A 20995-nucleotide genomic window follows, 5' to 3' on the forward strand; every position below is an offset into this window, starting at 1 on the left:
AGTTTTGTCGCCGCCGAGTACCGGGCTGTAGGGCACATGCATGGCATTCAGCGACCGCCAATCGCCTCAAGCCATGTTGAAACCGCGACCGCCCCACCATCCGGGGAACCGAGGGCACGATCTCCAAGATAACTCGCCCGCCCAAGGCGCGGCCGCATTGCAGCCGTAGCTTTCGCGCCGGCCGTGGCAGCTTCGGCTGCCAGCCTCCAGGCTTGGGCCGGAGGTAAATTCCGGCGAACCGCGTCGGCCAGGGCCTCCGCGGCGGGCACAAGAGCATCGAGCATCGTCCTGTCCCCCGGTCGTGCGCCGCCCAGCTCCGACACAGCTTCGACGCCTTGTGCAAAGGCGTCAGACCAATCGCCCAGGCTGGTGCTCGGCCCTGCGGCAAGGCGGCGCGCTGCTCTCAAAAGACCTATCGCATAGAACGGTCCCGAACTGCCGCCGATCGCGCGACGCAGTTCTTTTGCGAGAAGGGAGAGCACAGCTGCGGCGCTGTCGGATTTGTCTGCATTGCAGGAAGCACGGATAGCGTCTGCGGCGCGGCACATGCTCACGCCGAGATCTCCATCTCCCGCCTTCCTGTCCAGCTCCGTCAGTTGCGGCTCAGCCGCTTCCAACGCCGTCGCGCAAGCGAGCGCTGCCGTTCGCACCAAAGCTCCCAGGCTGTCCGACGAGGCCATTCCTTCTTCAGCAGAGCCCACATCGCTCGACGTTGCTATTGCTATCGTCTGCGAAAGTGCTCCCGGCCCTGGCCATGACAGTGCCTGTGTCGCAGAATCAAACAGATCCAGTCGCTCCTCATCGACAGCGATGACGGAAAGCGAGAATCCGGGCATTTCGAGCGCACTTAACAAGGTGCCAGCCCAGGCGCGTTCGACCTTCAGCCCCTGCTCGCGCAAATAGGCGAGTGCGCGGCGGGCGATGACGGACAGCTCCATCTGCGTCGTGCCACCCAGGTTATTGATGAGCACCGCAACGCGCCCGCCCGCCGGATAGCCGCCATCGTCAAGGATCAAACTCAACAACCGGTCGGTGATGGCGTCGGCCGAGTCGATCTTCTGCCGCGCCATGCCAGGCTCGCCATGTATGCCCAGGCCGAACTCAATCTCGTCGGCTCCCAGTTCGAAGCTTGGGACGCCGATCGCCGGAATCGTGCAGGCACCGAGCGCTACACCCATCGTTCTTATCGAAGCCGCGGCAGCCCGAGCTGCTGCTGCAATCGTCTGCAGTGACTGCCCTTGTTCCGCCAGCGCTCCTGCAATTTTGTGAATCAGGACGGTGCCCGCAAGTCCGCGACTTCGGTCCTTCGGTACGATTTCGCGCAGGGCGATATCGTCGGCAACGACGATGATCTCGGTTGGGATTCCGCCCGATCGGGCGATTTCGGCAGCCAGACCGAAATTGAGGCGATCGCCGGTGTAATTCTTGACGATGAGAACGGCACCCGCTGGGCCGGCGACTGCGTGAATGGCGGCAAGCACCGCATCAACGGAAGGCGACGTGAACGCGTCTCCCGCAACGGCGGCGTGCAGCATGCCGGCGCCGACATACCCTGCGTGCGCCGGTTCGTGACCAGCGCCACCGCCGGAAATGACGGCGACGCCGCGAAGAGCGGGTTCGGGCAGGTTGTTACGAATTACAACATCATGCTCCGCGAGCAACGCCAAGTTGGGGTTGAGCGAGACGATGCCCTCGAGCATTTCCCTGACGACCCGGCGGGGATCATTGATGAGCTTCTTCACGCTATTTCCCCCTTGCAGCTCACCTGCACCTTGCTTCATCCGACTCGCCCAACGCCGTCCTCGTCGATAGCGGAAACCGCTCCCGCAGGGACATCAGAATTCCCTCCTGCCGAGAAACCTGGGCGCGCCCGCGCTGATCGGAAAACGGCGGAACGTGCAGCAGACCCATCACATGACAGTCGGGCGCTCCCGGTCCTGTGCGCCGAGATCGAGGTATTGGGCATAGGAGACGTCCGGATGCTCCAACCAATAGTCTGCATAGTAAGGCACGAGCGGCTCGTATGCGTCGAAGACGCGGCGCAGGTCCCTTACCGCGTCTCCTCCCTCGGCCGGCAAGGGGTTCGCCATATCGATGCGCAGGTCGACCAATGGCCTCTCCACGCCTGGAGCGCAGGCAATAAGTCCGGCGGACTTATGCCCAATCGGTTCACCGCCGGCAGCAGCGCCGGCTTCGATCGCTCGCACCAATCTCTCAAAGAATGGAAGTGCTGCATTCGCGGCGAAGGAATCGTGAATTGCGTCGACGACCTGCTGACCGGCGAGGCCGTTGCCCATGGCGACAAATCCGTCACCGACCCGGTGCCCCGTATAGGCCGCCCCGTTTATCGGACTGTGAGCCGCAGCACGGCCGTCGGCGGTGACGATACCGATCTGGCGGTAGTCGAAGAACGGATCCTTGTGCCTCAAGGCAACGAGAATCTCATCGGGGCTCCAGCCCTTGCTGGCGAGTTCAAGGCCGGTCAGTCCATGCCGCCAGTCGGAATGGCATTGCGAGGAAATCGCAGCCACGCCGCCACGCACATGCGGACATCGGGAAGCCACCGCAAGCGGGCTGGTGGCGAGGCAGACGCCAAGCAGTTCGGTTTCAGGGCAGCGGGCGACAATCGTGAAGGTCATGAGCGATCTCCCAGCTTGGGTCAGAAGGCGCGGGGGGCCACCGAGCGGGCGGCGTAAATGTCGACCAGTGGTAGATATTCGGCATAGAGACGACGCAGGTCGGCAAGAGCATTGCCGCCGTCTTCGACCGGCCGATTGGGCACATCGATGCGCAGGTCGATCTGACTTTCTGCACCAGGCGAGCGCACGAGAAGCGAAGCAGAGGTGATCGGAAAGCTCTCGCCCAGCAGTCGCTTCGAGTTCTCCAGGCCGGTCAACAGGCGGTCTGCGAGCGGCAGTCCGGGTGAGGAGCCCTTGAAGCCCTCCGCGACGGCGTCGAGTGCCGCTGCGCCAGCTGAAAGCCCGTTGCCTAGGCAGACAAGATCATCGTCGATCCGGTGGCCGGCCCATCCGGTTGCCTCTTTGCCTGTATGCGCACCGATCTGTCCGTCGGCGGTCAGAATGCCGATTTGGCGATACTCGAGCCAGCGGTCGTGCTGACGCAGCGCCTCAAGAACCTCTGCGGCGGTCAACCCGCAACGCACCAGGTCCAGCGCCAAAGGCCCGACTTTTAAATTTGTGAAGCCTTGGCTCGCGATCGCAGCTCGCTCCGTTTCCAAATGAGGACAGCGCGCACCGATCGCGATCGAGCTCGATGCGAGGGCGATGCCGAGCGTACGGTCGCGCGGATCGCGTGCCAGCACGCTGAGCATCGTGCCTTTGTGAGTCAGATCGATGTTCATGCCGCGTCATCGACCTGTTGAGCGCGCGGCTCGTCCAGGAAGCTCGCAATCGCGCTTTCGGCAAGGCGGCGGATGAGGGTTTCGAGCCGCGCCTGCGCGCCAGCATCGCCGAGATCCGGAAGTGCGATGCTCAAGGAGCGATGCGTCGGTGCGTAAACCTCGGAGGCGCGGTCGGGGTGCGCTTCGACATAGGCTTCGAGGAAGATGCGCTCTTCTTCGGAGGTCAATTCCGCGAGCTTAACAATCGCCCTGACTTGGTTGCTCGGGATCGCGAGATCGTAGGCGGGGCTGGTTATCTGCGTCACGAAGCTGCGTGTGTGACCCAACGACTCGGCAATCGCCTGGCGCGCGCCTGTGCCGCGGCGCTTCAGGAATGCCTGCAGCAGCAGCTTGTAGCGTCGAACGGGCATGCGCTCGTCAAACAGTTCGAATTCTCGGGCCGTCGATGGGGCCGTTTTCTTGGCTCTCGTCATGGTGCAACCAAACGCCATTATCGCCTCACGATCAAGAAGAATGTTTAGTAGACAGTGCGCGAGGTGGCGCCAGGCAGGAGTGCGACTCGCGCTCGAAATTTAAGCGGTAGTGTTGAGTTTCGCATCAAAGCTGCGCCATTCTCGTTCTTGGAGCCTCTGTCGATTTCTCAAAAAAAGCATATAATTGCAATATGTTAAATGGTGTGTATCGCAGGTATTTCAGGGTGAGTGCTCTTGCGGCTAATATTTTCGCTTGCCGTCCGATAAGTTTAGTCAATAAACTTTCATCGATGGTTCTCATCGCCCTGGGAGGGGTCACATGAAGGGTTCTGCGTTTTTGATGGGCGCGGCCGTTGCCGTCGCACTGGCCACCTCGGCGCAATTCACCGCGAAAGCTGCCGAGCCAATCGTCATCGGGCTGTTTGGGCCGATGTCCGGCGAGCGCTCGGCGCTAGGAATGCGCTTCAAGGAGGCGGCGACGATGTTCGCCGATGAACTGAACGGTGCCGGCGGGATAGGGGGGCGACCGGTAGAGATCCGCATCGAGGACAGCCGAGGCAACCCCAGAGAGGCTGCGACATTGGCGCAGAAGTTTGCGCAGGATGCTGCCGTGCTCGCGGTGGTCGGCGGGCAGACCTCGACGGAATCGATGGCGGCAGGCCCAATTCTCGCCGAGGCAAAACTTGCGCAAGTTGCGCCCACCGCCGGTCATCCGGACTATGTGAAGATCAGCCCCTATCAGTTCCGCACCACGCCGACACACGCTTCGATGGTGCAGCCCCATGCCGACATGCTGCTTAAGAAGCTCGGCATGAAGAAGATCGCGATCGTCTACTTCAAGGACGATTGGGGCATGGTGACCAACACCATGATGAGCAAGCGCTTGAAGGAGCTTGGCGCCGAGGTCGTGCTGTCGGAGGCGATGATCCCGGAGACCCGGGATTTCCGCCCGCTGATCACCAAGATCAAGGCTGCGGCTCCCGATGGCGTCTTCCTGGTCAGCCACTACGCGGAATCCGCGCTGTTCATGCAGCAGCTTCGGCAAGCCGATCCGAAACTCAAGGTCGCCGGCACCGATACCCTGAACGATCCCAAATTCATCGAGTTGGCGGGCGGTGCAGCCGAGGGGGTCGTGATGCCGACACTTTTCCTGGCTTCCGCGCCGGAGGCTGCGAGGTTCTCGAAGGCCTATGAGGCGAAGTTTGGGAAGGAGCCGAACTACTACTCCGCCTTTACCTGGGATGCGATGCTGATCGTCACCGGTGCGATGAAGCAACTGGCCGCAGCGGGCAAGCCGCTGACCCGCCAGGCAATTCGCGACCAGATTGCGAGCGCTGCACCAATTCAGGGGGTCAGCGGCAGCTTGAAATACGAGGGCTCGGGCGACCTTGGCGAGCGCGAGATCAACTACATCGTCGTGAAGGGCAAGGGCTACGAGCCCTTCAACTGAACGTCCATCGGCGCCGGCTTCAGAAGGGATGCCGCAACCATGATCGAGTTCCTCAGTCAGATCTTGAACGGACTGGTGATCGGGAATGTCTATGCGCTCGTCGCAATCGGCTTTTCGCTGATCTTCGGCGTCACGAACCTGATCAACTTCGCTCAGGGGTCCCTCCTGATGCTCGGCGCCTTTTTCGCCTATACCGGCGTGCGGCTTGGATTGCCGCTGGCCGTGGCGGCTCTGTGCTCCCTGGCGCTTACCACAGCAGTCGGGATGCTGATCGAGCGGGTGGCGCTGCGCCCGCTTGAGAATGCGCCCTGGATTGCGCCGTTGCTTTCGACGCTGGCAATCACCTTCATGCTCGATCAGGCGGCCGAGATCATCTGGACGCCGGAAGCACATCCGTTTCCAAACCCGTTGTCAGCCTACAGCGTCGTTGTCGGCGCGGCCTATGTCACCGGCATGGATGCAGCGATCCTCGTGATATCGCTCACCTCGATGGTTGCGCTGTACCTGTTCCTGACCCGCAGTTGGGCGGGCAGGGCGCTGCGTGCCATGTCGCAGGATATGGACGCGGTCCGGCAGATGGGCGTCAGGACCGATCGGCTGCGGCTCCTCGCCTTCGGTCTGGGGGCTGCGCTGGCTGCCGTCGCCGGTGTGATGGTCGCGATGTACTATCAAACCGTCTACCCGCAGATGGGCGTGCCGTTCGGTCTCAAGGGCTTTACTGCGGCCTTGCTCGGCGGCCTCGCCAGCATTCCCGGGGCTGTCGCCGGCGGCCTGTTGCTGGGCATCTTGGAAGCGCTCGCGGTTGGTTACGTCGGTGAAGGCTTCCGCGACATGGTCGCCTTCGGCATCCTGCTGGTCATCCTGACATTCCGGCCCCAAGGCCTGTTCGGCGATAAGCGGCTCGATGCCCTCGGCGGCTCGCGAGGCGCCTCCGGTGTCATGCCTTCGACCAGTATCCTGATCGGGCAGGGCGGCCAGCCGTTGCCGCATGTGCGGGCGTTGAATCTGCCCTACGCTCTACTGGCCCTCGGCCTTGCCGCCTGCTTGATCCTGCCCGTCCTTCCAGTCTCGGCCTACGTCATCCAGGTCGGCGTGATCATCGCGATTTTCGGGCTGCTGGCTGCCGGGCTGACGATGTTGTCGGGCGCTGCGGGCATCATGTTCCTGGGCTTCTCGGGCTTCTTCGGGGTCGGGGCCTATGTCTCGGCACTGAGCGCAAAGCAGGGAGCACCGGCCGATCTCGCGCTTCTCATGGCCGCTGCCGTCTGCGCCGCGCTGGCCGGGATTGTCGGCCTCGTTTGTGCCGGGCTGACCGGGCATGTCGTCGGGCTCGCCACTCTCGCCATCGGCGTCCTGATCTGGCTCGTCCTTCTGAACTGGACGGATGTCACCGGCGGCCCCAACGGCATCTTCGGCATTCCGCGCCCATCGCTGTCCTTTCTCCCCGACGTGCCCATGTCTTCGGTCTCGGCGCAATATTGGCTCGCCGTAGCCCTGCTGATCGTAGCGGTGGTCGTCGTGGGACGACTTCTCGCTTCGCCCATCGGGCTGAGCTGGCGGGCGATCAGGGAAGACCGCGTGGCGGCCCACGCGGCCGGGCTGCCAGTTCGTCGCTATCTCGTCACCGCTTTCGTCATGGCCGGCATCTGTGCCGGATTGGCTGGAGGCCTCTTTGCCTTCCTTCAGCGCTTCATCAGCCCTGACAGCTTTCGGCTCGACACCTCGTTCCTGATGATCGCGATCATCGTGCTCGGCGGCCTCGGCAATCTGACGGGGGCCATGCTCGGCGCGGCCGCTCTCATCGTCCTACCCGAGATGCTCCGAGATGCGGCCGAATTCCGCATGATCCTCTTCGGGGCGGTCCTCTACCTCACGCTGCGGTTCCGTCCGCAGGGGATTGCAGGAGTCCGCTGATGCACGGGACGCGAACCATGAACTCAAACCACAGCCTAGAGCTGACGGACCTTAAGGTCAGCTTCGGTGGGCTCAAGGCAATCGGCGGCGTCGATCTGTGTGTAGCGCCCGGCGAATTTGTCGGAATCGTCGGGCCCAATGGCGCCGGAAAGTCGACACTGATCCAGGCGGTCACGGGTTTCGTCAAACCGAGCGGCGGATCCGTGATGTTCAAGGGGCACCGCTTGGACGGGCTCGCGCCGGAGGACATCGCGGCATTGGGCGTAGCCCGTACCTTCCAGACCAGCCGCGTCTTTCCCGCCCTGACGATCGCCGAGAGCGTTCGCGTGGGTACGCAGCGCGGCCTTATCGGCGGTGGTCGTCAGCGCACTCGCTTCGGGCATGTCACCGAGCCGCTCGGGGCGATTCTCAGCCTCCCGCGATATCGAGCGGCAACCCTAGAGGCCGACGAAAAGGTCGAGGCGATCCTCAAGATGTTCGGAGATCGGCTCTGGCCGCGCCGGGACCGGCCGACCCACAGCCTTTCCTATGCGAACCGACGGCGCCTGGATATCGCCAGAGCGCTGGCGACGTCGCCCGATCTCCTGCTGCTCGATGAGCCGACGGCCGGGATGAACCCCACGGAAAGCCACGAACTCGCTGACCTGCTGCTGGATATGCGCCAACGCTTCCCCCAAATGGCGATCGTCATGGTCGAGCATAAGCTCGATATCGTGCGAAAGCTGACGCAGCGAACGATCGTCATGGCGCAAGGGAAGGTCATCGTCGATGACGAGCCCGACCGTGCTTTCGCCAATCCGGAGGTGGCCGCTGCCTATCTCGGCCAAGGCGGCAATGCCCGCAGCTCGGTGATCGTGAAAGGGCATATCGACCACCAGCCCGAAGTTGCGATGCCGGGAGAGCCGGATAGCCCGGCCGTCGAACTAAGGGGCGTCGATGTCTTCTATGGCTCGATCCAGGCTCTCTTCGGCGTGTCCTTGCACGTTGGCCGTGGCGAAGCGGTCGCTGTTCTCGGTGGCAACGCCTCGGGCAAGTCCACCGCCGTCAAGACGGTGCTCCGCCTGACGACACCGCGCAGCGGCGAGGTGTTCCTGTATGGGCGGCCTCTGGAGGCTCGATCCACGGCTGAAGTGATCGATCAGGGCATCGCCTCGATCCCGGAAGGCCGGCGCATGTTTGCCGAGCTAACGGTTCGCGACAACATCCTGATGGGTGGTTACGCGCGGCGTCGCTTGCCGCGCCAGCAACTCGATCGCGACATCGATGCGGCGGTCGCCGAGTTTCCCTGGCTGGGCAACCGACTGGACCAGCTCGCCGGGACGTTGTCGGGCGGTGAACAGCAGATGGTCGCGATGGCGCGGGCCTGGCTGCGCAAGCCCCAGATTCTCTGCATTGACGAGCCCTCCATGGGCCTGTCGCCGCTGATGGTCGATCGGGTCTACGAAATCCTCGCACGCTGGAAGTCGCAAGGTTTGACCATCCTCATGGTCGAGCAGAGCGCCAACAAAGCGCTTGAGCTGGTCGATCGCGCTTACGTCCTGCGCAACGGCATCGTGATCATGGAGGGCCGCGCGGACGAACTGCGCGAGAATCCGGCTGTGCGGGAAGCATATCTAGGCGGAGAGCATGTCTCGACCTCCGCCCCCAGGTCGTCGGGCCTCGCGCCCAGTCTCACTCACTGATCCGGCTCAAAGCCGTTCCACTTGGAGGTCCTTACGATGGGCTTGCGCGTTGGCGTCGATATCGGCGGCACATTCACCGATTTTGCGGTGCTCGACCCGGAGACCGGGCATTTCGAAATCGGCAAGGTGCTGAGTACGCCGGCTGATCCGGCCGAGGCGGTGATTGAAGGCCTCAAAGCACGGATGGCCCAGAGCGGCCGGCCGATGAGTGAGATCGCCGAGGTCGTTCATGCAACGACGATCGCGACGAATACGGTGATCCAACGCAAGGGACCGCCGACCGCGCTCATCACCACCAAAGGGTTTCGCGATGTGATCTTGATCGGCCGCCAGAAGCGGTACGAGCTCTACGACAACATGGCAGGGCGGCCGGCACCGCTGGTTCCCCGGGACTTCGTCTTCGAGGTCGAGGAGCGAATGCTCTGGACCGGAGAGATCGAGACTGCGCTCGACGAGAACGGAGTCCGCTCGATCGCACGCGAGTTGGTCGCGAGAGGAGTGATCGCCGCAGCCGTCTGCTTCCTGCATTCTTACGCGAATCCCTCACATGAGAAGCGGGTTGCGGAGATCCTGCGGGAAGAAGCCCCCGATTTGATGGTGTCGATTTCTTGCGAGGTCTCGCCACTTTATCGGGAGTTCGAGCGGACCAGCACGACGGTCATGAATGCCTACGTCATGCCGGGCGTTGCCAGCTATGTGGAGCGGCTGGACCGGCAGCTGCGGGCATTGGGCGCGCAAGTGCCGATGCTGATCATGCAGTCCAACGGCGGGGTAGCGACCGCCGAGACGGTGAAACGCTTCCCGATCCGCATCATCGAAAGCGGTCCCGCCGCCGGCGTCCTGACTGCGGCGCGTTTCGCACCCGCTGCGGGCACTGACAATCTGATTTCCTTCGACATGGGCGGCACCACCGCCAAGCTTTGCCTGGTCGAGGATGGAAAGCCTCTGCTGACGAGCCAGTTCGAGGTGGACATGACCCACCTCAAGAAGGGCAGCGGGCTGCCGGTCAGCATCCCCGCCGTCGATCTGATCGAGATCGGTTCGGGCGGCGGCAGCATCGCCAAGGTCGAGCTTGGCGCTATCGCCGTCGGGCCGGAAAGCGCCGGCTCGGTGCCCGGCCCGGCTTGCTATGGCCGCGGCGGCACGAAACCGACCGTGACGGACGCGGACCTCGTGCTCGGATATCTCAATCCCGACTACTTCCTCGGTGGCGAGATGAGCCTGGACGCCGAGGCGGCCCTGACGGCGATCGAGAGGGACGTCGCCGTCCCGCTGGGCATAGACGTCATGCAGGCCGCCTGGGGCATCCACGAGATCGTCACCGCGCAGATGGCGCAGGCTGCGCGCGCTGTGACGATCAATTGCGGAAAGGACCCGCGCCTGTTCGCTCTCGTGCCCTTCGGCGGCGCAGGCCCGGTCCACGGCACCCGTCTCGCACGCATGCTGGGTTGTCCGAAGGTCGTCTTCCCCCGCGCCGCGGGCGTTGAGTCCGCCGTCGGTTTGCTGATGGCGGAGACCTCGCTGGATCTGGCGCGCACCCACGTGTTGAACCTCGATGGCAACGCGATCGAGGAGATCAACGCCCTCTACCATGACCTCGAGGAACAGGCTCGCGGGCAGCTCGATGAGGCAGGCGTCCCGCGCCACAGGCAGAGCTTTTCGGCGAGCTGCGACATGCGCTTTGCGGGCCAAGGTTTCGAGATTGCCGTGGATCTGCCTGTCTATCCTTACGCGAAGGCCGATCTCGAAACCCTGCGGAAGGCCTTCCACGCGGCCTACGCCAAATCCTATGGTGCCCGAACTTTCGATCCGGATTGGACGATCGTGGCGGTCCACTGGCGCCTGCGGGCGATCGCCGTCGGCAAGACGCTGGTCATGGACGAGCTGCCGAAGCTCCCGGGCGGCGTTGAACGCGCCAAGCGCGGACAGCGTCAGGTCTGGTTCCCCGAGACCAACGGTTTCGCGCTCTGCGACGTCTATGATCGCTATGGTTTGAGCGCAAACGACGCCTTCGCCGGGCCGGCAATCGTCGAGGAGCGAGAGTCCACCATCGTGCTGCCTCCCGGCAGCCAAACGACCGTCGACTCGCACGGCAACCTGATTACCACGCTGAATTGAGGAAACTGCGATGAGCACGATCGATCCAGTCACGTTCTCCGTGGTGTGGGGCGGGCTTCTGTCAGCCGCCGCCGAGATGGGCAGCACGCTGCTGCGCACCGCCTATTCGATGACGGTGCGCGAAGGCTCCGACTTCTCGACGGGTGTTTTCGATGCCGACGGCAACATGATCGCACAGGGCGATTACAGCCCTGGCCATCTCGGTTCGATGGCCTTCACTGTCCGTCAGATGCTCGACTACTACCCCAAGGGCTCTCTCGGCCCGGGCGACGCGGTGATCTGCAACGATCCGACGATCGGTTCCGGGCACCTTCCGGACATCTTCATGGTGACGCCTGTGTTTCATGACGGCGAACTGATCGGTTATGCCGTCAACATCGCTCACCATATCGACGTCGGTGGCAGCGCCCCCGGCAGCGAGGAGGTGGTCGGCGTTAGCGAAACCTGCCAGGAGGGCATCAAGCTGATGCCCGTTCTGCTTTACAAGGCCGGCGAGCCGATCCGGGAAATCCTGCGCATCATCGAGGGAAACGTTCGCATCAAGGACGTTCTCGGCGATCTGCATGCTCAGTACGCGGCAAACATGACTGGCGTCGCCCGGATGCAGGCGCTCGCGCGGCAGTACGGAGCCGCCCAGCTCGCCGAATGCATGCGCGAGATTGTCACTCGCAGCCGAGACGCCATGGTCGAGGCGATCGCGGAGCTTCCGAAAGGCACCTACCATTTCAACGATGTGTTGGACGATGTTGGGCCGGATACCGAACCTGTGCCGTTCCAGCTCGCCCTCACGATCGAGGACGGTCGCATCATCTGCGACTGGCGCGGCACCGGTCCCCAGCGGCCAGCCGGCATCAACGCCTACATGCAGTACACGCGATCCTACTGTATCGCGGCCATCAAGGCGGTTACGTTGCCGCGTTCACCGCAGAATTTCGGCATCATCAGCTGCATCGAAATCCGCGCACCCAAGGGTAGCTACGTCAATCCCAACCCTGGAGCGGCCAGCGGCGCCCGCGCCGTCAATGCCAACCGCATCTACGAAGTGGTAATGGGCGCGCTGGCGCAAATCGTGCCCGACCGCGTGATCGCTGCCAGCTCCGGCTTCTGCAACCCCAAGGTCAGCGGTTTCGTCAGCCCCTATACAGGCAAGCCCTTCTTGGCGTGGATGACGGCGATCGGGGGTGTCGGCGCGCATCGCCATCGTGATGGTCAGGAGGCCACGACCTCACCGACAAACGGCACCAACACACCGGTCGAGGTTCAGGAGATGAACGCGCCGGTCTTCATCGAGCGGATGGAACTGATCCCCGATACCGGCGGGGCAGGCCGGTTTCGAGGTGGCATGGCGGTGCGGAAGGATGTGCGGCTGTTGGCCGATGCCGGGCTCGTCACCAATCTCGGCGATCGCTATGTCAATGCGCCGTATGGGCTGGAAGGCGGTGCGTCAGGCGCGCTCGCGGCCACGATCTTGAACCCGGGCCGACCTGACGAGCGCAACCTGCATTCCAAGGGGACGTACCCTCTGCGGAAGGGAGATGTGCTCAGCATGCGGACAGCCGGCGCAGGTGGTTTCGGCGATCCGGCCAGGCGCGATGCCAAGGCAGTTCTGAGAGATGTGAGGCAGGGATTGGTTTCGGCCCATGCTGCGGCCAGTCTCTACAAGGTCGCGCTGAGTGAGGACGGCCTGGATATAGATGAGGGCGAAACGCTCAACGCCCGTGCTGCCTCTTCGCTGCTGCCGACCTGACGTGACGAGCCACATAGGCGCCCACGACTGAACGGCGGATCGGATCTCGCTATTCTTACACAGACCTTCGGCGCGCCCGGCGCGGATCGCCGAAGGCTAGGTGTTCGACTCGCCGGGATCCGATTTTGTCGAAGATCGCGATCGCATTGAACCTTTGGTGAGTGGTGCTTGCCGCGGTCTGCGCGGGCATTCGCCACGGGAAATGAGAGCTTCACAGGTAGCCCCTATGGCATGCCCCTGAAGAGTGGCCCTCCGTGAAGTAGGCGTCGAGCCTTTGGCGGATGCGGCTATGGCGCAGAAGAAGCACACGCCCGAAGAGATCGTCGCGAAGCTGCGGCAGGTCGACGTGTTGTTGTCCCGACGTCGTCCTGTGACCGAGGTGATCCGCACGATCGGGGTGACGGCATTCGCCTATGACGCGAGAGCTTCAGCGCGAATATCTGCGATGAGCTCCTGAACGGCGAGATCTTTTCCAGTCTCGCCGGGGGCAAGGCCGTCATCGAGGGCTGGCGTCAGCGCGGCCACACCAGGCGCCCGCACTCTTCGCTCGGCTGCAAGCCGCCGGCGCCGGCCGCTATCGTGCCGCCGTCGAACATGGCTGAAAAGCCGTCTCTGCAGGAGACTGCAGCCGCGCCACTCAATCGAGGTCGGACAGGGCCACTTGACAAAGAAGTTTCATGGTGAAACGTTTCCATTAACGATGGAAACGTTTCCACGAGGGGATCGCCATGGCTTATGACTCTCTCAATCGACGTGCTTTCCTTCAGGGCGGTGCGGCGGCCGTCGGGGGGCTTGGTCTTCCACTCACGGCGCGAGCGGCGGATGAGCGATCCCTGGTCGTGGCGATCCCATCGAACCCATCGACCTTCGATCCGATCAACCAGGGCAACCACGATGCCATGGTGGTCAATCAGCTCATTTTCGAGAACCTGATCGAGATCGACGGGGAGGGCCGGCGCCGGCCTCTGCTTGCCAAGTCGCTGCCTGCGATCTCCGAAGACCGGACCGAGTATACGTTCGAGCTTCGGGACGACGTCGCGTTCCAGAACGGGCAGCCCTTCACTGCCGAGGACGTGAAATACAGCTACGACTATATTCTCGACCCGGCCAACAAGGCGCTGCGGCGCTCGGTCTGGACGAATATCCAATCCGTCGACGTCTTGGCGCGCCATAAGGTTCGCTTCAAGATGAAAGCGCCGTTCCGGCCCTTCCTCGACTACATGACCAAGTACATGGGGATATTTCCCGCCGGAAGCCGCGAGAAATACGGCAACGAGCTCTTCCAGCAGAGGCCGGAGGGCCTCGGAACCGGGCCCGGCATCTTCGTCTCCGCGCGTTCCAACGATGTCGTCGAATTTCGCCGCAACCCCAATTACTGGCGCAAGGATCTCCCCGGCTGGGACCGGCTGCGTGTGCGGATCGTCTCAGAGGAGGCCGCTCGCATCGCATCGCTCATGTCGAAATCGGTGCACATCATCGGCGCGCCGCCCGTCCGCGACTATCTGCGTCTGCGGCAGGCCAAGGCACAGGGCATCGTCGGGGCGAGCCGTCCTGCGCTCGGCAGCATGATGCTGATGATCCACAACACCCGAAAGCCCCCCTTCGACGATCCTGATTTCCGCAAGGCCGTGTCGCTGGCCACCGATCGCAAGACCATCGCCGAGAAGATCTTCAACGGTCTGGTCGAGCCCTCGGCGGTGCCGGCTCCAGCCTCGGCGTGGTGGTACAATGACAAGGCGGCGGAAGGCCTGGCCTTCAATTTGGAAAAAGCGAAGGCTCACCTCGCCAAATCCCGCTACGCTTCCGGGGCAGAATTCGAGCTGCTCTATTCCTCGCAGGGCTATCTGCTCGACGTCGGCGATGCGGCCCTGTTCATCCAGGCATCCCTGGCCCGGCTCGGAATCAAGGTAAAACTCCAGCCGCTCGAGACGGGCCAGCTCATCGAGCAGGTCTTCGGCGGAAATCAGACATCCGCGCTCATGGCCGTGATCGGCCCCTCCGATCCAACCTTCATCATCCAGGGCATCTATACGCCGAACCAGGTGATGACGCGCGGCTCCGGCTACAACAATGAGCGGCTCAATACGCTCCTGGCCGACAGCTTCCGTGTCGATGACGAGAAATCGCTGGGGCCCATCTTGGCCGACATGCAGGCGATTCTGGCCGCAGACTCACCCTCGACCTGGATCGGCGCGGTCCACAGCTTCAACCTTTGGCGCAGCAACGTGCAGGGCTTCGAGCCGAATACCGGCATCACGCTCCGCCTGACCGACGCGGCCGTATCCGACCTTCGCTGAGGCGAAAAACCATGTGGTTTGCCAGTCGCATACTCAGCAGTCTTGCAGTGCTCGTCGTGGTCAGCGCGGTGCTCTTCGCGCTGACGCGGCTGACGCCGCTCTCGCCCGCGCGGATCGTGCTCGGCGCCGATGCCACCGTCGAGCAGATCCATGAGTTCGAGCACGATCGCGGCCTCGACCGCGCTCTGCCCGCCCAATATGCGGCGTGGGTTGCACAGCTTCCCCGGTCGGGGTTCGGTACGTCCTACATCACCGGCCGCTCGATCGATGTCGAGCTGCGCGAGAGCCTTCCTGTCACCGCCGAGCTGGTGGTGGTCACTTTTCTGCTGACGCTGGCCGGCGCGATTCCGCTCGGCCTCGTCGCTGCACTGACGGAAGACCGCTGGCCGGACCACCTGATCCGGGTGCTGTCCCTGATGGCCGTATCGGTCCCGGGATTCTGGCTCGCCCTGGTCCTGATCCGTGTCTTTGCCGTGAGGCTCGGCTGGGTGCCGCCGATCGGAATAACGCCGCTCTCGGAAGGCTGGCACGCCCATCTCGCCTCCCTGGCGCTGCCGGCGCTGTCGATCGCGCTCTACTATATCGGCGCGCTCAGCCGCCTGATGCGCGCCTCCGTCATCGAGATCCTGGGCCAGGACTACGTCCGCACCGCGCATGCGCTGGGCCTGAGGCGCAGTCTGGTGGCTCGCTACGTCGTGAAGAACGCTCTTCCACCGTTCGTCAGCGTCGCCGGCATGTCGTTCGGCTACATGTTCGGCTGGGCGATCATCATTGAACTGGTCTTCAACATACCGGGTCTTTCGCGCGCCCTGCTGACCGCCATCACGCAACGCGACTATCCGATGATCCAGGCCACCGTCCTGGTCGTCACGGCGATGTTCATCCTGTCGAACCTCGCTGCGGATCTCATCCAGCGGCTGATCAACCCGAGGCTGAGACATGCTTGACGCTGTGCGCTCACCTGGATCTGCGCCAGTGGCCGCGGTCGCCGGCATCCCAGCCCTGCGCCGGCTGTCCGGGCTCACCGGCACCATGCGCCGCCTTGCGCAGACGCACATCGGGCTGGTGGGGTTGGTCATCGTCGGCTTCGTCGCCCTGGCCGCGCTCCTGGCTCCCTGGCTCCCGCTGCATGACCCGCTCGATCTGATGATGGAGCATCGGCTGGAGCCGCCGGGGCCGGCGTTCCTCCTGGGCACGGACGAGGTCGGCCGCGACATCCTCGCCCGGCTCGTCTGGGGTGCGCGCGGGTCCCTGATGATCGGCGTGCTGACCGTCGCGATCGGGCTCTGCGGCGGGCTCTTCGTCGGTATCCTCTCCGGATATTACAGCGGAACGCTCGTCGAAACCGTCCTGCTCGGCGTGATGGATATCTTCGCGGCGATTCCTCTGCTCGTCTGGGCTATCGCGATCGTGGGGATTTTCGGCACCGGATCGGTGCAGGTCGGCCCGCTCGCGCTGCCCAACGAAGCCAAGATCGTTCTCCTCGTCGGCCTGCTTTTCATCCCCGGGCTGGCGCGTGTCGCCCATGGCCTGGCGCTGGCCGAGGCCGGGGCCGATTACGTGGCGGCGCGGCGCCTGCAAGGCGCGGGTTCCTGGTCCATCATGGCCAGCGACATCCTGCCGAACATCCTCTCGCCGATCCTTGTCCAGGCGAGCGTGCTGATCGGCATCGGCATCATCATCGAGGCGTCGCTGAGCTTCATCGGCCTCGGTGTGCAACCGCCGACCCCGAGCTGGGGCGGAATGCTGGCCGATGCGCGCTCGCTCGCCTTCTCGGACGAATGGTGGGTCGCGACCTGGCCGGGTCTGGCGATCTTTCTGACCGTGATCGGCTTCAACCTGATCGGAGACGCACTCCGCACGGTGCTCGATCCCCGGCGGCGTGAGGGGGGACCGGCGCTATGACAGCCCCTGTGCTATCCCTGAATGACCTGTCCGTCGCATTTGGTCAGGGAGCCGCGGCCCGGACGGTCGTTCACGGCGTGACCCTGCAGGTGCGGGCCGGCGAGAAATTGGCGATCGTGGGGGAGTCGGGCTCGGGCAAGAGCGTCACCGCGCTTGCGATCATGCACCTGCTTGGACGCTCGGGCCGGGTCGTGGGTGGCTCGATGTGCCTCGAGGGCGAGGACATCACGTCCATTCCCGAGAGCGCCTGCCGCGACCTGCGTGGTCGCAAGGTGGCGATGATCTTCCAGGATCCGATGACCGCCCTCAACCCCGCCTTCACGATCGGGCGGCAGCTCGTCGATGCCATTCGCAGCCATGACGATCCAGGCCCGAGGGCGGCCTGGTTGGAGGCCGAACAGCTCCTCGGCAAGGTCGGTATCGACGACCCGCGCCGCCGGTGCGGCCAGTATCCCCACGAGCTCAGCGGCGGCATGCGTCAGCGTGTCCTGATCGCGATGGCCATTGCCTGCCGGCCGCACCTGCTGATCGCAGACGAGCCGACGACCGCGCTCGACGTGACCGTGCAGGCACAGGTCGTTGCGCTGCTGCGGGATATCAGCGCGACGTTCGGCATCGCCCTGCTGTTCATCTCGCATAATCTCGATCTGGTCGCCGAGTTCTGCGACCGGATCGCGGTGATGTATCGCGGCCGGATCGTTGAAACCGGCAGCACGGAGGAGATCTTCACGTCTCCGCGCCACCCCTACGCGCGCCTCCTGCTGGATGCCGTCCCGCGACCCGGTCGTCCGCTGCGCGCGCCAGCGCCTGGCCGCCCGACCGGGAGCCCCAAGGAAGGCGCCTGCGATTTCCTGCCCCGCTGCCCTCAGGCGGATGTGGACTGCACCTCGCGGCCCAGCCTGCGAGGCGAGGGGGCCCATCTGAGTGCCTGCTGGCGGAGCGCCCTGAGATGAGCCAAGCCGAAGCATTCCCGCCGCCGCTCCTTGCCGCCGCGGGCGCAAGCCGGAGCTATCGCGTGGCGCGTTCGGCGCTGGCGCGCCTGCTCGACCGGCGCACGACATCTGCTCTTCTCGGAGCGAGCTTCGAGGTGCGGGCCGGCGACGTCCTGGGCATCGTTGGCGAAAGCGGCAGCGGTAAGTCGACGCTCGCGCGGCTTCTGGTCGGGCTCGATCGCCCGAGCAGCGGCCAGGTCTCGTTCGAAGGGCGCGACCTGGCCAGCTTTGCGGCCGCGGACTGGCAGCGTTTCCGAAACCGCGTCCAGTTCGTCTTCCAGGGCGCACACACCGCCTTGAACCCCCGCAAGACCGTCGCGCGCAGCCTGAGCGAAGCCTTCGCGGGCCCGCTCGCACCCGGAGCGCTCGATGCCTTGCTGGCGCAGGTCAGTCTCGGGCCGGAACTGCTCGATCGGCTGCCGCATCAGCTTTCCGGCGGCCAGAAGCAGCGGATAGGGATCGCCCGCGCGCTCGCGCGGCAGCCGGAGGTCCTGATCGCCGACGAGCCGACATCGGCTCTCGACGTCTCCGTGCAGAGCGAAATCATTGCGCTTCTTCAGCAGCTGCATCGCGACAGACACCTGACGCTGGTGATCATCAGTCACGATCTCGGGCTCGTCGGGGCGTTCTGCGACCGCGTGCTGGTGATGTATGCCGGCCGGATCGTCGAGATGGGGCCTGCCGCGAAGATCCTGGCGGCGCCGGCGCATCCCTATACGCAGCGCCTGGTAGCCGCCATTCCGCGCGGGCTCGCCGGGCGCAATCGCCCCGCCGAACCGCCACTGCCCGAAGCGGCCCGCCATGCCGGCTGCCCCTTCGAGCCCCGTTGCAGCAACCGAATTCCGATCTGTGCGCAAAGCGAGCCCCCCGAGGTTCACCTCGGCGACCGGCTCGTCCGTTGCCACGTCGCGCAGAGCTCGGTCCAGAACCTAGCGGAGACCAAATCATGACAGCGCGCTCGTTTCGCGTGGGGGCCGATATCGGCGGCACCTTCACGGATATCACCTTCCTGGAAAACGGTCAGACGGTGCATTCGTTCAAGCGCCCGTCGACGCCGGACGATTACAGTCGCGGAATCGTCGAAGGTGTCCTCGCGCTGCTCGACCGCATCGGCGGCAAGCCCACCGAGATCGAGGAGGTCGTGCACGCGACGACTGTGGCGACCAACGCCATTCTGGAGGGCAAGGGCGCCACGACCGCGCTGCTGACGACGCGCGGATTCCGCGACGTCCTGGAGCTCGGCCGGCTGCGCATGCCTGAGCTCTACAACCTCAACTACGAAAAGCCGACGCCGCTCGTGCCACGCCAACGGCGCTACGAGATCGCCGAGCGCATCGGAGCGCACGGCGACATCGTCCTGCCTCTGGACGAGGACAGCGTGGTCGAGGCGGCGCGCGGCATAGCGGCCAGCGATACGCGGGCCGTCGCGGTCAGTTTCCTGCACGCCTATGCCAATCCGCAGCACGAGCGGCGGGCCTGCGAGATTCTCGCCGGGATGCTCGGCCCCGAGATCTTCGTCAGCTGTTCCAGCGACGTGCTGCCGGAGATCCGCGAATACGAGCGGACCAGCACGGTGGTGGTCAACGCCTATCTCGGGCCTGTCGTACGCTCTTATCTGCGTGCCTTGTCGACGCGGCTACGCGACGCCGGCATTCACGCACCGCTGCAGGTCATGCAATCGAGCGGAGGCGTGATGAGTGCGCTGGCCGCCAGCGAGAAGCCGGCCTGCATCATCGAGTCCGGTCCCGCCGCCGGCGTCATCGCCGCCGCCCGGATTGGCGCGGCGGGAAGCGCCCATGATGTCATCACCATCGACATGGGCGGGACGACCGCCAAGGCCGCGATCATCGAGCAGGGCCAGCCCGCACGCACGACGGAGTACGAAGTCGGAGCCGGGATCAACATCTCAAGCAAGCTGATCAAGGGCGGCGGGCACGCGGTAAAGCTGCCGTTCATCGACGTGTCGGAGATCGGCGCCGGCGGCGGCAGCATCATACGGGTCGATGCCGGAGGCCTCATCCAGGTCGGTCCCGACAGTGCCGGTGCCGTCCCGGGCCCAGCCTGCTACGGCACGGGCGGCACCCGCCCGACACTGACCGACGCGCTCGTCGTGCTGGGCTACATCAATCCCGAGCATATCGCCGGCGGTGCCGTGCGCCTCGACGCGGAGCGCTCCCGGCGTGCGATCAGCGAGCAGGTCTGTGCCCCCACGGGGCTCCCCCTCGAGACTGCGGCCTATGGCGTCTATGCCATCGCAGCCTCGACGATGATGCGGGCCGTCAAGGCCGTCTCGACCTATCGCGGACGCGATCCGCGCGACTTCACCCTGTTCGCCTTTGGCGGCAACGGCCCTGCGGTGGCGGCCGAGATCGCGCGTCTCCTCGACATGAAGCGCGTCGTCGTTCCGTCCCATCCCGGCGTCTTCAGCGCGCTCGGCCTGCTCTACTCGACGACTGAGCACGACCTGATGCAGACCTATTTCTGCGCGCTCGACGCTGTCGATGGCGACAAGCTCGATACGGCCTACCGTAAGCTCGAGACCAGCATGTTCGCCGGCCTCGAGGCCGAAGGCTTCGCCAGAGCGGACATCGAAATCGAGCGGATTGCGGACCTGCGCTACGCCGGGCAGGCCTATGAGCTGACGATCGGGCTCACAGACCGCCCCGGCGACCCCATCGACATCGCCGCAATGGGCGAGGCCTTCCGCCGCGAGCACAAGCTGACTTACGGCCATGCATCGACGAGCGATCCGCTGGAAATCGTCAATATTCGCGTGACCGGCCGCCCTCGCAACGACAGGACCGGCGCCTATCGGCCGTCGGCCCCGGGCGCGCGAACGGTGACACCGGGTTCTCCCCCGGAGCGGAAATGCTGGTTCGGACCGGAGTGGGGGCATCTGGAGACGCCGATCGTCACGCGCCTCGACCTCGCAGCGGGCGACCGGGAAAGCCCGCTGATCGTCGAGGAATACGACGCCACATGCGTGGTTCCGCCTGGCTGGACAGCGGGCCTGGACGAATTGGGCAACCTCGTACTCACAGCCTCGGAAAGGTGAC

Annotated in this window: 16 protein-coding genes and 1 pseudogene; 13 read left to right on the forward strand and 4 right to left on the reverse strand. The window is 64.4% G+C overall.

Annotated features, from left to right (window positions below; genetic code table 11):
* Positions 1-47: 47 nt before the first annotated feature.
* The 4 genes from AC1DNE_RS13795 to AC1DNE_RS13810 all read right to left on the reverse strand — a co-directional run bounded on the left by AC1DNE_RS13795 (position 48) and on the right by AC1DNE_RS13810 (position 3834).
* Positions 48-1781, reverse strand: coding sequence for a dihydroxyacetone kinase family protein (locus AC1DNE_RS13795; protein WP_476765680.1), 1734 nt, complete (start codon positions 1779-1781; stop codon positions 48-50).
* A gap of 129 nt (positions 1782-1910) precedes the next feature.
* On the reverse strand, positions 1911-2639 hold the full coding sequence (locus tag AC1DNE_RS13800; RefSeq protein WP_441470123.1) for a DUF1028 domain-containing protein: 729 nt from the start codon (positions 2637-2639) through the stop codon (positions 1911-1913).
* A 20-nt stretch (positions 2640-2659) separates the two neighbouring features.
* Positions 2660-3361: a DUF1028 domain-containing protein gene (locus AC1DNE_RS13805; protein WP_441470122.1), complete on the reverse strand. Its 702-nt coding sequence runs from the start codon at positions 3359-3361 to the stop codon at positions 2660-2662.
* Positions 3358-3834, reverse strand: coding sequence for a hypothetical protein (locus tag AC1DNE_RS13810; protein ID WP_441470121.1), 477 nt, complete (start codon positions 3832-3834; stop codon positions 3358-3360). The genes AC1DNE_RS13805 and AC1DNE_RS13810 overlap by 4 nt, the downstream gene beginning before the upstream one ends.
* A gap of 319 nt (positions 3835-4153) precedes the next feature.
* Between AC1DNE_RS13810 and AC1DNE_RS13815 the strand changes: the two genes are divergently transcribed.
* From AC1DNE_RS13815 to AC1DNE_RS13875, 13 genes and pseudogenes are all read left to right on the forward strand, one after another.
* Positions 4154-5284 carry an ABC transporter substrate-binding protein gene (locus AC1DNE_RS13815; RefSeq protein ID WP_441470120.1) on the forward strand — a complete coding sequence of 377 codons (1131 nt, stop codon included), beginning with the start codon at positions 4154-4156 and terminating at the stop codon, positions 5282-5284.
* 39 nt (positions 5285-5323) lie between these two features.
* Positions 5324-7198, forward strand: a complete 1875-nt coding sequence (locus AC1DNE_RS13820) for an ABC transporter permease (protein WP_476765681.1) — start codon at positions 5324-5326, stop codon at positions 7196-7198.
* 17 nt (positions 7199-7215) lie between these two features.
* The gene (locus AC1DNE_RS13825; RefSeq protein ID WP_476841095.1) at positions 7216-8880 is read left to right on the forward strand and encodes an ATP-binding cassette domain-containing protein; all 1665 of its coding nucleotides are present in this window, start codon (positions 7216-7218) and stop codon (positions 8878-8880) included.
* A gap of 36 nt (positions 8881-8916) precedes the next feature.
* Positions 8917-10998, forward strand: coding sequence for a hydantoinase/oxoprolinase family protein (locus tag AC1DNE_RS13830; protein WP_476765683.1), 2082 nt, complete (start codon positions 8917-8919; stop codon positions 10996-10998).
* A gap of 10 nt (positions 10999-11008) precedes the next feature.
* The gene (locus tag AC1DNE_RS13835; RefSeq protein ID WP_476765684.1) at positions 11009-12745 is read left to right on the forward strand and encodes a hydantoinase B/oxoprolinase family protein; all 1737 of its coding nucleotides are present in this window, start codon (positions 11009-11011) and stop codon (positions 12743-12745) included.
* A gap of 289 nt (positions 12746-13034) precedes the next feature.
* Positions 13035-13160: pseudogene (locus tag AC1DNE_RS13840) on the forward strand (IS3 family transposase); the annotation flags it as partial.
* A 50-nt stretch (positions 13161-13210) separates the two neighbouring features.
* Positions 13211-13429: an integrase core domain-containing protein gene (locus AC1DNE_RS13845; protein ID WP_476765728.1), complete on the forward strand. Its 219-nt coding sequence runs from the start codon at positions 13211-13213 to the stop codon at positions 13427-13429.
* 155 nt (positions 13430-13584) lie between these two features.
* Positions 13585-15042 carry an ABC transporter substrate-binding protein gene (locus AC1DNE_RS13850; RefSeq protein WP_476841096.1) on the forward strand — a complete coding sequence of 486 codons (1458 nt, stop codon included), beginning with the start codon at positions 13585-13587 and terminating at the stop codon, positions 15040-15042.
* 11 nt (positions 15043-15053) lie between these two features.
* Positions 15054-15989 (forward strand): ABC transporter permease, encoded by a 936-nt coding sequence (locus AC1DNE_RS13855; protein WP_476765686.1) that lies wholly within the window; start codon positions 15054-15056, stop codon positions 15987-15989.
* Between the two features lie 28 nt (positions 15990-16017).
* Complete coding sequence (locus AC1DNE_RS13860) at positions 16018-16947, forward strand: ABC transporter permease (RefSeq protein ID WP_441470112.1); 930 nt, start codon at positions 16018-16020, stop codon at positions 16945-16947.
* Positions 16944-17900 (forward strand): ABC transporter ATP-binding protein, encoded by a 957-nt coding sequence (locus AC1DNE_RS13865; protein WP_476841097.1) that lies wholly within the window; start codon positions 16944-16946, stop codon positions 17898-17900. Before AC1DNE_RS13860 ends, AC1DNE_RS13865 begins: the two co-directional genes overlap by 4 nt.
* Positions 17897-18889 (forward strand): ABC transporter ATP-binding protein, encoded by a 993-nt coding sequence (locus tag AC1DNE_RS13870; protein WP_476765688.1) that lies wholly within the window; start codon positions 17897-17899, stop codon positions 18887-18889. The genes AC1DNE_RS13865 and AC1DNE_RS13870 overlap by 4 nt, the downstream gene beginning before the upstream one ends.
* On the forward strand, positions 18886-20994 hold the full coding sequence (locus tag AC1DNE_RS13875) for a hydantoinase/oxoprolinase family protein (RefSeq protein ID WP_476765689.1): 2109 nt from the start codon (positions 18886-18888) through the stop codon (positions 20992-20994). The genes AC1DNE_RS13870 and AC1DNE_RS13875 overlap by 4 nt, the downstream gene beginning before the upstream one ends.
* The last annotated feature ends 1 nt before the right edge of the window (position 20995 follow it).

Source organism: Allobosea sp. 05L423, assembly GCF_056397745.1.

What these genes read in the sequence shown, in the direction of transcription:
- AC1DNE_RS13795 (WP_476765680.1), bottom strand. Translation starts at nt 1,781, where the DNA reads ATGAAGCAAGGTGCAGGTGAGCTGCAAGGGGGAAATAGCGTGAAGAAG.
- AC1DNE_RS13800 (WP_441470123.1), bottom strand. Translation starts at nt 2,639, where the DNA reads ATGACCTTCACGATTGTCGCCCGCTGCCCTGAAACCGAACTGCTTGGC.
- AC1DNE_RS13805 (WP_441470122.1), bottom strand. Translation starts at nt 3,361, where the DNA reads ATGAACATCGATCTGACTCACAAAGGCACGATGCTCAGCGTGCTGGCA.
- AC1DNE_RS13810 (WP_441470121.1), bottom strand. Translation starts at nt 3,834, where the DNA reads ATGACGAGAGCCAAGAAAACGGCCCCATCGACGGCCCGAGAATTCGAA.
- AC1DNE_RS13815 (WP_441470120.1), top strand. Translation starts at nt 4,154, where the DNA reads ATGAAGGGTTCTGCGTTTTTGATGGGCGCGGCCGTTGCCGTCGCACTG.
- AC1DNE_RS13820 (WP_476765681.1), top strand. Translation starts at nt 5,324, where the DNA reads ATGATCGAGTTCCTCAGTCAGATCTTGAACGGACTGGTGATCGGGAAT.
- AC1DNE_RS13825 (WP_476841095.1), top strand. Translation starts at nt 7,216, where the DNA reads ATGAACTCAAACCACAGCCTAGAGCTGACGGACCTTAAGGTCAGCTTC.
- AC1DNE_RS13830 (WP_476765683.1), top strand. Translation starts at nt 8,917, where the DNA reads ATGGGCTTGCGCGTTGGCGTCGATATCGGCGGCACATTCACCGATTTT.
- AC1DNE_RS13835 (WP_476765684.1), top strand. Translation starts at nt 11,009, where the DNA reads ATGAGCACGATCGATCCAGTCACGTTCTCCGTGGTGTGGGGCGGGCTT.
- AC1DNE_RS13855 (WP_476765686.1), top strand. Translation starts at nt 15,054, where the DNA reads ATGTGGTTTGCCAGTCGCATACTCAGCAGTCTTGCAGTGCTCGTCGTG.
- AC1DNE_RS13865 (WP_476841097.1), top strand. Translation starts at nt 16,944, where the DNA reads ATGACAGCCCCTGTGCTATCCCTGAATGACCTGTCCGTCGCATTTGGT.
- AC1DNE_RS13870 (WP_476765688.1), top strand. Translation starts at nt 17,897, where the DNA reads ATGAGCCAAGCCGAAGCATTCCCGCCGCCGCTCCTTGCCGCCGCGGGC.
- AC1DNE_RS13875 (WP_476765689.1), top strand. Translation starts at nt 18,886, where the DNA reads ATGACAGCGCGCTCGTTTCGCGTGGGGGCCGATATCGGCGGCACCTTC.